General features: G+C 42.3%; 11 protein-coding genes. 5 read left to right on the forward strand and 6 right to left on the reverse strand.

All coding sequences use genetic code 11. The features are described 5' to 3' along the window. The first annotated feature begins 53 nt into the window (after positions 1-53). Together BGL48_RS12590 and BGL48_RS12595 are read left to right on the forward strand one after the other, a co-directional pair. Positions 54-971, forward strand: coding sequence for an IS5 family transposase (locus tag BGL48_RS12590; RefSeq protein ID WP_069363154.1), 918 nt, complete (start codon positions 54-56; stop codon positions 969-971). A 283-nt stretch (positions 972-1,254) separates the two neighbouring features. Beyond that, positions 1,255-1,533 (forward strand): hypothetical protein, encoded by a 279-nt coding sequence (locus BGL48_RS12595; protein WP_069362961.1) that lies wholly within the window; start codon positions 1,255-1,257, stop codon positions 1,531-1,533. Positions 1,534-1,602: 69 nt separating this feature from the next. On the opposite strand, the gene BGL48_RS12600 is transcribed toward BGL48_RS12595, so the two are convergent. The 4 genes from BGL48_RS12600 to BGL48_RS12615 form a co-directional block, all read right to left on the reverse strand. Continuing rightward, entirely contained in the window at positions 1,603-2,811 is a 1,209-nt protein-coding gene (locus tag BGL48_RS12600) for an IS256 family transposase (RefSeq protein WP_069362962.1), read from the reverse strand. A gap of 99 nt (positions 2,812-2,910) precedes the next feature. After that, on the reverse strand, positions 2,911-4,566 hold the full coding sequence (locus BGL48_RS12605; RefSeq protein WP_069362963.1) for a methyl-accepting chemotaxis protein: 1,656 nt from the start codon (positions 4,564-4,566) through the stop codon (positions 2,911-2,913). Between the two features lie 246 nt (positions 4,567-4,812). Continuing rightward, positions 4,813-6,294, reverse strand: coding sequence for a methyl-accepting chemotaxis protein (locus BGL48_RS12610; protein ID WP_069362964.1), 1,482 nt, complete (start codon positions 6,292-6,294; stop codon positions 4,813-4,815). An 853-nt stretch (positions 6,295-7,147) separates the two neighbouring features. Beyond that, positions 7,148-8,158, reverse strand: coding sequence for a medium chain dehydrogenase/reductase family protein (locus tag BGL48_RS12615; protein WP_069362965.1), 1,011 nt, complete (start codon positions 8,156-8,158; stop codon positions 7,148-7,150). Positions 8,159-8,275: 117 nt separating this feature from the next. Between BGL48_RS12615 and BGL48_RS12620 the strand changes: the two genes are divergently transcribed. Together BGL48_RS12620 and BGL48_RS12625 are read left to right on the forward strand one after the other, a co-directional pair. Continuing rightward, positions 8,276-9,154 (forward strand): LysR family transcriptional regulator, encoded by an 879-nt coding sequence (locus BGL48_RS12620; protein ID WP_069362966.1) that lies wholly within the window; start codon positions 8,276-8,278, stop codon positions 9,152-9,154. A 110-nt stretch (positions 9,155-9,264) separates the two neighbouring features. Continuing rightward, positions 9,265-10,374, forward strand: coding sequence for an ISAs1 family transposase (locus BGL48_RS12625; protein ID WP_069362967.1), 1,110 nt, complete (start codon positions 9,265-9,267; stop codon positions 10,372-10,374). A gap of 131 nt (positions 10,375-10,505) precedes the next feature. On the opposite strand, the gene dgt is transcribed toward BGL48_RS12625, so the two are convergent. Together dgt and BGL48_RS12635 are read right to left on the reverse strand one after the other, a co-directional pair. Then, positions 10,506-12,035, reverse strand: coding sequence for a dGTPase (gene dgt / locus BGL48_RS12630; protein ID WP_083238600.1), 1,530 nt, complete (start codon positions 12,033-12,035; stop codon positions 10,506-10,508). A 601-nt stretch (positions 12,036-12,636) separates the two neighbouring features. Continuing rightward, on the reverse strand, positions 12,637-13,530 hold the full coding sequence (locus BGL48_RS12635; protein WP_069362968.1) for an NAD(P)-dependent oxidoreductase: 894 nt from the start codon (positions 13,528-13,530) through the stop codon (positions 12,637-12,639). A gap of 116 nt (positions 13,531-13,646) precedes the next feature. Between BGL48_RS12635 and BGL48_RS12640 the strand changes: the two genes are divergently transcribed. Continuing rightward, positions 13,647-15,395 (forward strand): bifunctional metallophosphatase/5'-nucleotidase, encoded by a 1,749-nt coding sequence (locus BGL48_RS12640; RefSeq protein ID WP_069362969.1) that lies wholly within the window; start codon positions 13,647-13,649, stop codon positions 15,393-15,395. Positions 15,396-15,513 lie beyond the last annotated feature (118 nt).

Raw genomic sequence — 15,513 nt, forward strand, 5'->3', positions numbered from 1 at the left:
CTTATCATCCGAGCCGCGATCAGATCATCAACGCCTCAAACAGGTCACCGATGATGAGCAAAGCCAAGTACAAAATCAGCAATTGGAAGCAATACAATCAAGCATTGATTAACCGTGGTTCGATTACCTTTTGGGTTGATGACGCCGCTATCCAGACTTGGCAATGCAAAGAGCATCATGGTAAACGAGGCAGAGGCTTTACGTTTACCGATGGTGCCATTGAAACAGCGCTGATGGTTAAAGGTATTTTCAAGCTCCCTCTTCGCGCCCTTCAAGGCTTTCTCGACTCGATATTTAATTTGATGGACGTACCGCTCAAATCGCCGTCATACAGTTGTATCAGTAAACGGGCGAAGACGGTTGAGGTTAACTACCGATTACCCAGTCGTGGGCCCGTTGCTCACGTCGTCATTGATGCCACCGGTTTAAAAGTGTTCGGCGAAGGAGAGTGGAAAATGCGCAAGCATGGCAAGGAAAAACGCCGTGTTTGGCGCAAGCTGCATCTCGCGATTGACGACAGTACACACGAAGTGATTTCTGCCGTCGTTAGCTTAGCGTCTGTCGGCGACAATGAAGCGCTACCGACGCTGCTCAACCCGTTACGCCGAAACATCGCCCAAGTCAGTGCTGATGGCGCCTATGATACAAAAGCCTGCCATCAAGTGCTCAGGAGAAAAGGCATCAAACCGACCATTCCACCGCGCAGCAATGCGGGCTATTGGGAGGACGGCCACCCTCGCAATGCAGCCGTCAGCGCCTTGAAATCGGGTAACTTGGAAGACTGGAAACAAGAAGAGGGTTATCACCAACGCTCTCTGTCAGAAACAGGTATGTCCCGATACAAAACGTTACTTAGCCCTAAGCTGACTCTGCGTAATTACAATGCACAAGTTGGCGAAGCATTAGCCAACGTGAAAGTGATGAACAAAGTCATAAGACTCGGTATGCCTGTTAGCTATCGAGTTGATTGATGAGAGCAATCCTATTGGGATCAGTGCGTTAGGTGAATGATTTGATCAACAACGCCGTGCTAGGGCTTCAAGGACAGGTCAATTCAGAGGTGCTGCATATTGCACAGATGCTAATGATTTGCCTTTTTACGAAGTGTTTTATGACACACCATATCCACATCTTGGTTGCTTTCAAACTTTCTACGATTGGATAGTTTCAGAAACAGATCCCAACAAGATCAATTATAAGCTAAGTACACCAGAGCTAGTACTACCGTGTATTTTACCTTTGCCAGCTAATGATATGATTAGTAAAGAATTAGTTTGGGAATTATACGGTACTGTCGCCAAAAGTCTTTGCGATCAAGTAATACGTATGGAGAATTTAGATATTCACCCTGCAATTCAAAATAAAGGTATTTTTAAACTATTAGTGGAAAAATTATTAGATAGTTATTCATACGTACTAATAACCGCTGTAATCAATAAAAAATGGGCTGAAAGTCTTAAATCCAAAGCATTAGAAACATATGAGGAAATTCGAGGAGACTGTTTCCTGTTAGACAAGTCTTTCTTGGATTGAGCGTGATTCTATGGGCATTGAGATTTACGCATTCAACGAGGGTGTTCATAGTTCTGTGTCACCCAACGTTTAAAGATCTACGTAGTCGTCGAGCCGTCCTTTGAAGTGGATGCTTAGTTGGGACAATGTCAGGTTCCAATTCTGCACCGTATGCGTCCACTTCTCTGACGCCTTCAACATACCTGCATACAGCAACTTGAGCAATGCGTTCTCGTTGGCAAAGCCACCCTTGGTCTTCGTCAGTTTGCGGAATTGGCGATGAACAGCCTCAACGGCATTGGTCGTGTAAATCGCTTTGCGTACCTGTTCTGGGTACTTGAAGTACACCGATAGATTTTCCCATTTGCTGCGCCACGACTTTATGACCAGTGGATATTGAGCACCCCATTTGCTTTCCAGTTCATCTAACGCTTGCTCTGCGGCGTTTTGGGTCGTCGCTCGGTAAACGCACTTCAGATCGGACATAAAGGCTTTCTGATTCTTGCTGGCCACGTACTTCACGCTGTTGCGTATCTGATGGATGATGCAGAGCTGAACTTCCGTCTTGGGATAGACAGTTTCAATGGCTTCAGGGAAGCCCTTTAATCCATCGACCGAGGCAATAAGGATGTCTTTGACGCCACGGTTTTGTAGGTCTGTCAGTACATTTAACCAGTAACGGGCACCTTCACTTTCTGAGAGATAAAGGCCAAGTAATTCCTTTTTGCCCTCGATATTCAGCCCTAAGATTGTGTACAGAGCTTTAGAGACGAAGCGGCCATTTTCTTTGATTTTGTAATGGATAGCATCTAACCAGACGAAGGGGTAAACCGCCTCCAATTCGCGCTCTTGCCAGGCGCGTAGCTCGGGCACCAAACGGTCTGTAATGGCGTTTATCGTGCCATTGGACACCTCAGTCCCATACATCTCAAGAAGGTACTCACGAATGCTTTTGTAGCTATTCTCAAGTGCAAATAATGAGATGATATTACGCTCCATCTCATCGGTTAGCCGAGTCTGATTCTTCTTAACGGTCTGCGGCTCGAAAGATCCGTTGCGATCACGGGGCGTGTCTAGTTCGAACGAGCCTGAAGCGGTTTTGATGGTTTTCTGAGAGACACCGTTTTTGCGGTTAGGCTGACCCTCTTTGGTCAGGTGCTCATCCATCTCAGCGGCCAAAGCAGCTTCGGTGATCTGTTTGATCAACGGCGTTAGCAGTCCATCTTTTCCGTTGAGATCTTGTCCAGATTGCAGTGCCTTAGCAAAAGCTTGAATATCAATTTCGTATTTGTCGGACATTGATGTATCACTCCCTGTTGAGGGTTAACTATAGGAGTGACACAGATTTTTGAACACTAATAGCGAGAATAAAAATAATACGCCCACTTATGTCATAAACTATACTTTGAACTGGCTAACTACTGAAGACAAATTCTCCGAAAGTTTTGTAAGCTCTTTGCTTGAGCTACTTGTTCTTTGAGAACTTCCACTCGTTTCTTGTGACAAATGAACTATATTCGTAATATTCATAGATATTTCTTCTGAAACCGAAGATTGCTCTTCAGTTGCTGTAGCAATCTGAACCATCATATCGTCTACTTTTTTAACTTCGACTACAATGTCGCTAAGTGATTCAACAACATCAGAAACAGCACCCTTCGTTATTTCTATGTGTTCCAAGTTTTCATTCATAGAATCTACGGCTGCTTTGGCTCCTTTTTGTAGACTAGCTATCATCCTTGATATTTCGTTTGTACTTTCCTCAGTGCGATTAGCTAATGCTCGAACTTCATCAGCCACAACGGCGAAGCCTCTTCCTGTTTCACCTGCTCTAGCTGCCTCAATTGCCGCATTTAAGGCTAATAGATTAGTTTGTTCGGCAATACTATGTATTACGTCTAACACTGTACTAATATCATTACAATCCTTATCAAGTTCACTTATCACTTTAGATGAACGGTTAATGTTATCGTAGAGGCTTTCGACAGCACTCCCAGTGTTAAGTGCACTTTCCTTCCCTAACTCAGTCGACCTAAATGTTTCCTTAGTAGATAGGGATACTCTATTAGAGTTGCTTGCAACTTCTTGAACACTGCTACTCATTTCATTAATAGCTGATGCAATTTGATCTGTTTCGTGGCATTGTTTATCAATAGATATATTATTCTTATCAGTAGCTATAGCTAAATTTTCTGCAGCTAGAGAAACAGAAGATGTAGAATCTCTTACTTCTTTTACAATCCATTGTATTTTCCCAACAAAATAGTTAAAGTTCCGACCCAGCTCTGAGATTTCATTATTACCATTTTCTGGTAATCGCAGAGTTAGGTTACCGTCTCCGCTACCAATCTCTCTCATTGCTGTGACAGCGTTTTTTAAAGGGATAGTGATTGATCTACCAATTAAAATAGTGACTATAGACAACACCACGATCATTCCCGCTCCATAAGAACCAACTTCTATAAAGCTATCTATAACTATTTCATCTAAGTCCTTATCTACGTAAATACCACTACCAACAACCCACTCCCAAGGCTCGAAATACCCCGTATATGCAAGCTTTCTTAGTTGCGGTCCATCCTCGGATCTTTTCCACCAGTAGCGAGTAATTGCCTTTCCTTCAGATACTGTTTCGTCAATAAAGCTTTTTACAAAACTATTACCCTTCACATCCTCAATATCTATCCCCTCCTTACCTTCTATATGAGGGTGAGTGACAAAAAGCCCCTGAGCATCGTTTATCCAAACATAATTATCTCTATCGTAACGAATATTTCCAATAGCTTCCTTGGCGAGGGTTTTTGCTTCTTTCTCAGATATCAATCCATTTAAATGCTTCTCATGATACCCCCTAATCTGACTATGTGCAGATTCGATAAGGTGGCGAATTTCCGTTATCTTCATTTTTTCTAGGTCATCGCGCATATCCCCTAAGGCTATCCCCAAAGTCACAAATATAACAACTAGCGCACCGATATTCAGGCACCAAATTCTAGTTTTTATATTTATCTTATCAAAAAAACATTTTAAACTCCTAATTTTTACACTACCCATAAAAACTCTCCGCCAAACCCTTTATTAAAAAACTAGTTATTTTTTCATGATGAATAAAATGCTTCATCTTCCTAATCAAATCACCTCCTGCAGCCAGCCTAAAAACCCGTCTTCTATGTTTCACTCTATTTTTATAGAGCACTAAGCTAGTTATAAAAACAACAATGTTTTTTAAAAAACCTCACCACTAGAAAACAACCAGGAACAAAAAAAACTGCCATAGGAAGGATTAAACATTTAACTTATCTAGTTTTTGTTAATAACATTTGACCCCGACGTTTCATTGTTTCGGAGTATATCACCTAAAGATTCCAATGCTAGTGAAAGATCTTTAATGCTACTGAAAGATTTTTCGGAAGTATACGCTATAGAATTCGACTTCTGATGCAATTCACTCAACTCACCATTCACTTCTTTGGTCACTTCACTTTGCTGTTTGGCTGCATTTAATATAATAGAACTATACTCCAAAATCTCCTCAGAAGATTTTGATATTTTATCAACATCTTCTCCCACTAAGTTTATAATCTCCAGACACTCATTCGCTTTCTTTCTTTCCTTCTCTGATAAATGAGATATTTTATAAGATTCACTTTGAACATCACTAACCATAGCTTTTATGTTTATTGTTGACCGTTGAGCTTGTTCCGCAAGTGTTCTTACTTCGCCAGCTACAACAGCAAAGCCTTTACCTTTATCGCCTGCTCTAGCCGCCTCAATCGCTGCATTGAGTGCCAGTAACTTAGTTTTTTCTGATATTTCATCTATCGTTGTTATGATGTTGCTTATACTTTCAGACTTAAGATTCAGTTCTTTCACCGCAGATAAGACAACATCTGAGTGCTCAGCCATTTCAGTTATAACTTCGATCGCCTGTTGAACTCTCTTGAAGCTCATACTGATCATTTTTACATCATTTTGAATATAATCTTTATACTTTAGTGCGACGCCCTCCATTTCTCTACCAGATGCAGACATCTCCTCCATAGCAGTAGCTACTGCTTGTAATGACTTATTCTGATAATTGACTTGATTTTTAGAATGCTCTGAGTCTGATGCAAGATCTGATGCTGACTTGTGGAGTGTATCTGAACTAGTTTTTACAGTATGAATTAATTGGGAAATAGTATCCATAGCACGATCAAGAGCTGAACCTATACTTCCAAACTCATCTCGTCCTTCTCTTAACCCCAGCCTAGATGTTAGATCACCAGCTGCTATTTTATTTGTTGCTTGATACATAACCCACAAAGCACCTCCTAAAAAAGTTGAAATCCAATACAAAAGCAATGCTATTGCTAAAAGAGGGCTTAGATATATTAATAGAGTTTTTCTTGAACTTTTTTCATAGTTACGCATCTTCCCACTTATGTCCTTCTCAAAAGAAGCTACGCTCCCATTTCGGGTTTTAATAGAAATACGTAAGACACCAGATTCTATTGAATTTGATAGGTTCGTTGACCCTATTTTAACACCCTTATCTTTTAGAAAAACTTTCTTTTCCTCACTACTCATCACTCCCATATCGATCACATCAACAATCGATTTCAACTCTTGCCGATTTCTCTCTATTAAGTTCATCCTCTCACTTTTTATAGAAGAATAGTAGCTATCGAAAGAAATGAAACCCCATGGAATAGCAACACAAATAAAAACAATCCAAAACTTATCATTGATAGATGTTTTTATGAAAATCTTATCGATATGTCTGAATTTTACTTCTTTCACAGAAAACCTCTTTAAGACGTCACTAAATAATTACGCTTCACAATATAGACTTGAAAGCCAAAACCATTAAAAATGGAATACTATTTCGGCTGTTTTGGTTCACTCCACTGTGAAAGTCTAGTAAGTTAACCGAGCCTGGTGAAAACATCACTCCAATAGCATATAAAAATATCAAACATGCTCATCTCTACTTCTAATTATTCAACGTTAAATAAAGTTACTTGAATTTTTATTAGAATAGTAGCTTGGCAACCATAAATATAATTAAATCATACCTAATCTATGATGATAAAATTAGCTCTTTAATAATTCCCACCCATTAAAAAACTACACCCGCATCAAAAACATGATGTCATCAATATCATGTGTTGATATCTTTTTTATTCCCTTCAAATGAGCATACCGCATCAACCTTTTAAGATTGAAACAACTACCTATCTGACATCGCAAGCACTCAAATGGAATAGCACAGTGAATACAGATATCGTTATTAACGACGTCAATCACTTCGCTGTATATAAAATCCTCAAGCGATTGAGAACTATGGGCAATAAAAGTAATACAATTATAGTTTTCCATAAGAACCCTTTAAAACCCATACGAGGGTCAAAATCTATTTTACCGCTTATTCATTCTTCAGCCCAAGTCTTACTCTATTTTCACTATAGATGAGTGAAATAAGCATACCTTCGCAAAGCACTACAGGAATCCAAATCAATAGCTCAAAAAAAACAAGAAGCAGAGGTTCGTGAAACATATTAAATACAGGCGAGATCGCGAACGTTTTTAACCACTACAAGTCTAAGATACTGACTTATCAAGTCGCCTTAGAAGGTTGGTTAAAAACATTATGCTAATCACACTCCAAAATAGCTTTACCCATCAAAGATCCATTTTCCATTGCTTCATGTGCTTTATATGCTTCTTTAAGAGAAAACCGGGCTGAAACTCTAGGTTCAATTTTTCCTTCGTCTAATAACCTTATCAAATAAGAAAGTGTCAATCTATACCATTTGTTATTCCTCTTTACTTCAGCTGGAAGCGCACAAATCCGAACACGTTTCCCATCCGGAATGATATTGAGCATACCAACATTTGTTACACCGAGTATCATTGGAATATAGCCACCAAAACTTTTTCCAGCAAAGCCATAACTTACTACCGTCCCTCCCTTTTTTACGAGACTATATGTCTTTCTCAAGTTAGCCCCCCCTATTGGGTCAAATGCAGCGTCAATACCTTCAGGGTATAGATCAGACATTACTTTTTTAAAATCCATTGATTTGTAGTCAATAGGGATTGCACCAATGCTCTCTACAAATTCATGCTTTTCAATAGATGCAGTTCCATAAACTTTGATATCAGAAAGACGCGCAAGTTGTATTAGAGCAGAGCCGACCCCTCCAGCAGCTGAGTGGACTAATATAGTCTGCCCTGCCTTTATATTGGCTTTCTCATACAAAATACTATAAGCCGTTAGATAATTAAGTACTAGACTACATACATGAGCAGGATCTAAATGCTCTGGGAAAGGTACTAAATATTTTTTAGGAATGCATAAATATCTAGAATAGCAACCGAGCTCAGGACTAAGACCTACGACTCTGTCACCCAAGTTTAAGCCTGATGCCGATTCACCCAATCTTTCGATAGTGCCTGCAAAGTCATATCCAGGTGTGAGCGGTGGTTTTGGTGCGAGCGGATAGCCTCCTCTTTGTGCCATAACATCAGAGTATCCAACACCAGCGGCATGAATTTTTACAAGAACCTCATCAGCAGCGATTTCGGGCAATGGTTCATAGATAGGCTTGAGAACGCTAGGTTCTCCATGCTCATATATGGTAATTTTTAAGTTTTCATTCATAGTAATTCCTCTCGACTATCGAATGTCTCTACGACATATGTTTACATGTCCCATACTAAATACTATTCTATTCAGATAGATCATGAAGATCGTTTATTATTTAGTGGGTATGCGTGTATGAATAACGACTGGGATGCATGGAAATTATTTTTAGTTTTAGCTGAATGTGGAAGTTTAAATGTAGCGTCACAGAGATTAGGTTGCTCTCAACCAACTCTTAGTAGACGTTTATCACTTTTAGAAGATAGAGTGGGAAAGAACCTATTTGATCGCAGCACACAAGGTTTGTCACTCACCGAATTCGGAAGCAACTTACTGGAAGAGTGTGAAAACATGGCGGATTGTGCCGATAGGATACAGAGGATAGTTCATGGACAGGATATCAGTCTTTCAGGGACTGTGAAACTTTCTGTAAATGAAATGATCGCACAGTATTATCTTCCTCCAATAGTGCCAACCTTTATGGAGACATATCCGGATCTACAGCTCAAGACTATTGTCACAAATACTGCAACTAATCTAGATAAAAGGGATGCTGACGTTGCAATAAGAATGTTTCGACCTCATCAACCCAATTTGGTCACAAGACACTTAGCTAATTTAGAGCTTGGAGCATATGCTAGCTCAGCGTACATTGACAATTATGGAGAGCCTAAAAAACTTCAAGACTTCAAAGAAAGAAGGATTTTAGGTTTCGACAAAGATAAACAGCTAGAAGAAGATTCTTTAGCCTTGGGTTGGCCAATTAAAAATAGAGAGCTTTCGTTCCGAACTGATAACATGCCATTTATGGTAGAAGTCGCTGTAAACGGTGGAGGAATAATTTTTACCCATTCAATTGTTGCGAGAAAAAGAAATTTAAAAAGGCTTAAATTTGAATTAGAAATACCACCCATACCTTTATATTTAACATGCCACCGTGATGTTCGTCAAAATAGAAAAATAAAAGCTCTTATGAAATTTATTTCTGAACAGTTTGAAGATTTGAGTACCTAGGAGAGGCAGAGTGAGATAGCGAACGTTTTTAATCAAAATGAGATCTTTTTGACGATCACCTTTGGCTGTGATCATATAGGCCGATTCTAAAATATTTCGGGATAGATACCGTGGATATCGATACATTTAAAGACTACTTCAGCGCCGTTGATGATCATCGCCAGAGTGCCAAGATAACCTACCCGCTATTCGACCTTTTTTTTGCTTCATTGTGCGCGGTGATCGCGGGGTCGAAAGGATGGTACGAGATTCGAGAATACATCCTAGGGCACCATGAGTGGTTTAAGCGTAACGGTATGTTTGAATACGGTATTCCTGCCGACGATACCATCGCTCGTGCCATCTCTGCGATTGAACCGAGTGCCTTTCAAGCCTGCTTTATCGATTGGATGAAAGCTGTCCATCAAATGACGGATGGTCAGGTGGTCGCAATCGACGGTAAAACGCTGAAAGGCTCTTACAACCGTGAAGATAGAAGTAGTACGATCCACATGGTCAGTGCGTATGCCAGTGAAAATCATCTGGTGCTTGGCCAGTTCAAGACAGAAGAAAAAAGCAATAAAATCAGTGCGATTCCCGAGTTAATTCGCCTACTCGATTTACGTGGTACGCTAGTCACCATCGATGCCATGGCCTGCCAAACGACGATTTTTGAGCAGGGTGGCGATTACTTATTAGCGGTGAAACAAAACCAGGGCAAGCTAGCGAACGCGATCACCGAGGCATTCAGTGAGCAACGTCGAACCTTCAATGACGATGTCGAGTTTGAATATGGTCACGGTCGTATTGAATCACGTCAGTGCTATGTGCTTGATAAAGCGTGTTTATCAGGCGACTTTACCCGTTGGCCATCACTGCAAAGCCTTGTCATGGTTGAGTCTTTGCGTGTTGAAAAAGGGCGTCCGATGTCGCTGGAGTATCGTTACTATATCAGCTCAAAATCACTGACTGCCGATGAGGCAAGCCGTGCTATCCGCTCGCATTGGGGCATTAAAGCTATGCACTGGGTGTTAGATGTCAATATGGGTGAAGACGCCTGCCAGATTTATAAAGACAATGGCGCAGAGAACGTAGCCTGTCTGCGACACATGGCCTCAAACATGGTGGGGGCTGAGCCGACCAAGATCAGCTTGGTGGCCAAACAGAAGCGCTGTCTCATGAATCCCAGCTTCTTAGAAAAGGTTTTAGCCGCAGGCATACCGGCAATGGTTGAAAAATAAACACTCATGCGCTCGCCCTGGGATTGGTGATAATTCAAAATGAATTCTCGTGAACAGCTAAATTAAGAGTGATTAAAAGGGAAGATGACTTCCCTTATATTGTAATTACATTTCAGATTGTCTGCTTTTACTTAGTCCAACACATGTAGATTACGATATTCGTCATAAGCGTACTGATCGGTCATGCCGCTAATATAGTCTTGGATGAGGCGGACTCGAAAATAAAACTCCCAAACATCGTCATCAAAGTTATAGGGTAAGTACGTAAGGTCAGACGGTTTATTTTTTTCTTGCTCTAACCTTTGCATAGCGATTTCGTATGCTCGAAGGTGCTTGTTCGGTAGTTTTTTGTAGAGTCTTCTCTCGTATAGAGGGGCTTCTTTAATGTTGGTAAAAGTCTCTTTTCTTAATAGTAATAATGGCTTATACGCTTCAAGTAACCCCGTAATGATTCTATATCCTTGTAGCTCACTTTTTTCTACTTCTGGATCGCAGAAAGCATAGTTCATAGCAACATTCTTAAGAGCTTTCACTAATGCATGATTATCACTATGATCTTCAATTAGCGCTCTATTGAAGTTCCCGTGAAATACCTTCTCTATGTTATCTATAAACTGTTTGCATGCATGTTTTGGTAGGCGTTTGTTTATTTCCACGCGAAGAGTAATGAAGAAGTGGCTGTTCGCACAGTTATCGGATTTTGAAGCGCTTTCACTGGCGACATCAACGATCTTTTTCATCTCTTCACTGTTTTGCAAATCGTACTCTTTTACAAGAGATTGGTATTCGTCGTTTAAAACTTCTTTGAGTTGATCTACTGTGATAATGCCTTTTTCAACAGCATCCTCAATGTCTGCAATGCCGTAGGAAATATCATCCGCAGCTTCCATTATGTATGAAAATGGAGAGCGGCAATGAGAGTCCATTGACAGCACCGTTTTTAGTGACTCTATGTAGCGGTGTTCACTTAAGTAATAACCCACTTTTTTCATCAAATAGTCATAGTCATGTAATTCCGAGTTGCTCTTTGTTTTAGGCGATGGTTGATCCCCACGGCGAGTATACTTGAACACACCAGATACTTGCGAATAGGTTAGATTGAGCTCGAGTAGAGTGTGAACTAGGCGGATAGCCTGTGCGTTACCTTCGAAATTGGTAAGATCTTGTTGGATTGGCTTTGGCAAGTCGATTGTGGGCTCACCGTTCTTATCCATTACAAGAGATAGTAAATTTCTAGAAAACCAATCGTTTATAGCTTGCTCTCCAAAATGTCCGAAAGGTGGATTGCCAATGTCATGCATTAAACATGACATTTCGACTATCGACTCAAATTGACGTTCTAATCCGGTTAGCTCGTATTCTTGTTTAGATTCTTCAGAGAGCTCTTTAAAGATTAATTGAGTGATGTATCGACCAACTTGTTGAACTTCGAGAGAATGAGTGAGACGGCTGCGAACTGCAGCATTACGTTCGAGGGGAAAGACTTGAGTTTTTTGTTGAAGCCTTCTGATTGCAGCTGAGTTGAGGATCCTACCTCGATCACTTTCGAAGCTTTCTTGTGCTGCAATTTTGCTGGATTCAGTCAGTGGACGAGGTTTAATGGCTTTTCCGCTATGATATACCCTTGTTCCTCGAACTTTTTCTTTGAAGTTGATAGCCATAATAGTTCCTCTTTGTTTAACGCGCTGAAGAAACTATACCTAAGATTCTAGTCGGCTCATATTAGATTGGATAAATAATGTGATTAGGGATTTAGTCATTGTGAAGAACATTGACTAGGGGAGGATGACCAAAAAGCTGGTTTTTAGCTGTATTTAGTGAGATGTTCCGGTATTTATCTATTGACTTTATTGTTAACATTAATCAAGGGGTTGCTTTTTTGGCAAGTTATAGGGTTTTAATATACTTGGTTCGAGAACAACTGGATTTTGTTGTTAACCATGTTTGTACAACCTTGCTGATGCCAGTGCGCCAACACGATACCAGTCAGTGGCGCAAGAATGGCGCGCATCATACCACTTAATCAGAGGGATGAGAAAAGCTGGGGCAGGTGTGAATAACTAGGTATCTTTCTTTCTCGGGCTTAATTGCTTATCACACCATTTTTCAATAGAGGGTGCGGATAAGGTGAACAGGCCAATTATCATGGCGATGGCGCAGATTACATAGATAGCTGTCATTGCAACCCTCCTTATTGGTTAATTTTAGTATACTCCTTGTTTCGCCTTTCCTCGGCCTCAGGTGCCGAGGATTGCCGTATTTTTAAGATGAATTGGTATCTGTATCAAACTGCTTGATCAGGACCGAGGTGTCGCAACGGCCATAGCCGCGCGCTTGTAACTTGTTGTACTGTTGATCCACCTGCTCGGTTAAAGGAAGGTTCACGCCTAATTTGGCGGCTTCTTCTAAACAAAAGCCTAAATCTTTACGCATCCAATCAATCGCAAAGCCAAAATCAAAACTGTCTTCCGCCATGGTCAAAGCACGGTTTTCCATCTGCCAAGAGCCTGCGGCTCCATGCTTAATGGCATTGAGCATCTTTTCGATATCGAGATCAGCGGATTGCGCGAAGGTGAGTGCTTCGGATAAGCCTTGTAAGACGCCGGCAATACATATTTGGTTGGCCATTTTACAGCGCTGGCCACTGCCATGCGGGCCAATATGTTGGATGGCACTGGCATAGACGTTTATGACGGGTTCAACCTCACTGAACACAGTCGGGCTGCCACCGACCATAATGGTGAGTGCGCCTTTTTCCGCGCCAGCTTGGCCGCCTGAGACGGGGGCATCGAGAAAGCTTAGCCCTTGACGCTCGCATACTTGTGCCAACTCAAGGGCAAGCTCAGCAGAGGTGGTGGTGTGATCGACCAGCGTACTGCCTTTTTTCATATTGGCTAACACACCAATGTCGCCATACACCACACTGCGTACGTCATCATCGTTTCCCACGCACATAAAGACGATATCAGCATCAGCCACAGCTTCGGCGGGCGTCATTCCATATGTGCCTGAATAGGTGTCGCACCAAGCTTCGGCTTTATGCGTGGTGCGGTTATAGACGCGAGTTGGGTAGCCGTGGTGTTGAAGGTGCCCGGCCATTGGAAAGCCCATCACGCCTAGGCCAATAAAGGCTACCTTGGTATTGTTGAGTTGCATGGTTATCTTGCTTCCTTGTCGTTAATTTGGGGTTAATTTATCAGAAACTTAACCTTTGTTGTATTTGTCGATGATAAGCTTGTATCATCTTCTTTTGTGTTGTGGCACGGATAATTATGACAGCACGACAACCTTTCTCGTTAACGATCGCGCATATTAACGACACCCACTCTCACTTTGAGTCCACCCCTGTCTCACTGAACCTGGACGACAAGGCGACACCAGTTTATGCCAATAGCGGCGGGTTCGCACGCATTGCATCTGCGGTATCACATTTTCGCGAGCAGGCTAAGCAGGATGATCATGCCTTCCTTTTTTTACATGCTGGGGATTGCTTTCAAGGGACTCTGTATTACTCCTTATTCAAAGGTAAAGCGAATGCAGATTTGCTGAATCGACTCGGCATTGATGCGATGGCGATTGGTAATCACGAGCTTGACCAAGGGAATGGCCCCGTGGCCGACTTTCTTGATGATATTCAATTCCCTTTACTTGCGGGGAATTGGCATGTGGCGGATGAGTCAAAAGACAAGGATAAGCGTGTCAGTGACAAACCCGCTTTATTGCCATATATCGCTCCGGAGGAGCGCGCGAGTACACTCATCAAAACCTATGCCGGGCACAAAGTGGGCATCTTCAGTTTAGCGGTTGAGCAAATGGCGGCACTGGCTCACCCTGATCACGATACTCCTTTTTTGCCGGCAACACGCATCGCCGAAAACACCGTGGCTTTTTTGCGCCAACAAGGCGTGAATACCATTATTTTATTGAGCCACTTGGGTTATGACAAAGACAAGGAACTAGCGGCTGCGGTTAATGGGATTGATGTGATTGTGGGTGGTCATACCCATGTGCTACAGGGAGACTTTCAAAACCTTGGTTTGGCGCAAGAAGATCCCTATGGCTATAAAGTCAAGGATACTTGGATTGTGCAAGCAGGTTGCCATGCACAAGCCATTGGCCGATTTACGTTATCTATCGATGAAAACGGTCGACCAGCTGCCTTTGATGGCCAGAACTACTTGTTGCTCGGTCGCAGCCTCGCGATGGATGCCTCGCGGGAGCAGCAATTGACCGAAGGCTCGTATCAAGCAGTGAGAGCCTATCTCAACCGACAAGACAATGTATTGATTTTACCCAGTGATCTCGCGTTGAAGCAGTATATACAGCGGACCTACCGTCCCCATGTGGCGCAACTAGAAAGTGACATTGTCACACATGTGCCGCAACGACTCCGTCATGTGCGTGTGCCTGACAGCGAGGGGGGCAGTGAAGTGGCCCCATTGGTGACAGAAAGCTTTCTGTGGGCCGCGCGTGAGCAAGGGATTGAAGCCGATTTTGCTATTCACAATGCGGGTGGTGTGAGAGTCAGTTTAAACGCCGGGCCGCTCTCTGCTGCTTTAATTGCAGGCGCGTTGTTACCGTTTGCTATCGACGTGATCGCCTACCAGGTAACCGGCGCACAGATCCGTCGTGCGATTGAAGGCGCGATCAACAATGCGACAGATAATGGCGTAACGGGCCTCGGGTCGGGCAGCTTTCCGTATTGCGCCGATATACGCTATCGCTACGAAGCCTGGCAGCCGATGGGGGCGCGGGTAACACAACTCGAGATAAAGCGCGGTAATCACTGGATAGCCATCGATGATCAGCGACAATACACGGGTGTGTCGTCATCTTATACTGCCCAAGGTAAAGAAGGATACGATGCCATTCAAACCGGCCACCGCCGCTCGATTGGTTTATCCATGGCGGAGTGCTTTATTGACTATGCGCGTCAACAGCCAGTGTTGGCACTGCCTACTGAGCCTTTAGTGTGTTACCTCCGAACGTCTAATGAGAGAAAAACCTGCTGGGGGGAATAACTTGGCCTGCCCCTTGCTTATTGATAGTCAGCTTGGTGTTGACGGCAGACAATTGCCGTTTAAGTTTTTGACAAAATTGTCGATACATAAAGTGAACCTGAATTGATCGACACACTAT

Source organism: Salinivibrio sp. SS3, assembly GCF_001722105.1.
GTDB classification, from domain to species: domain Bacteria; phylum Pseudomonadota; class Gammaproteobacteria; order Enterobacterales; family Vibrionaceae; genus Salinivibrio; species Salinivibrio kushneri.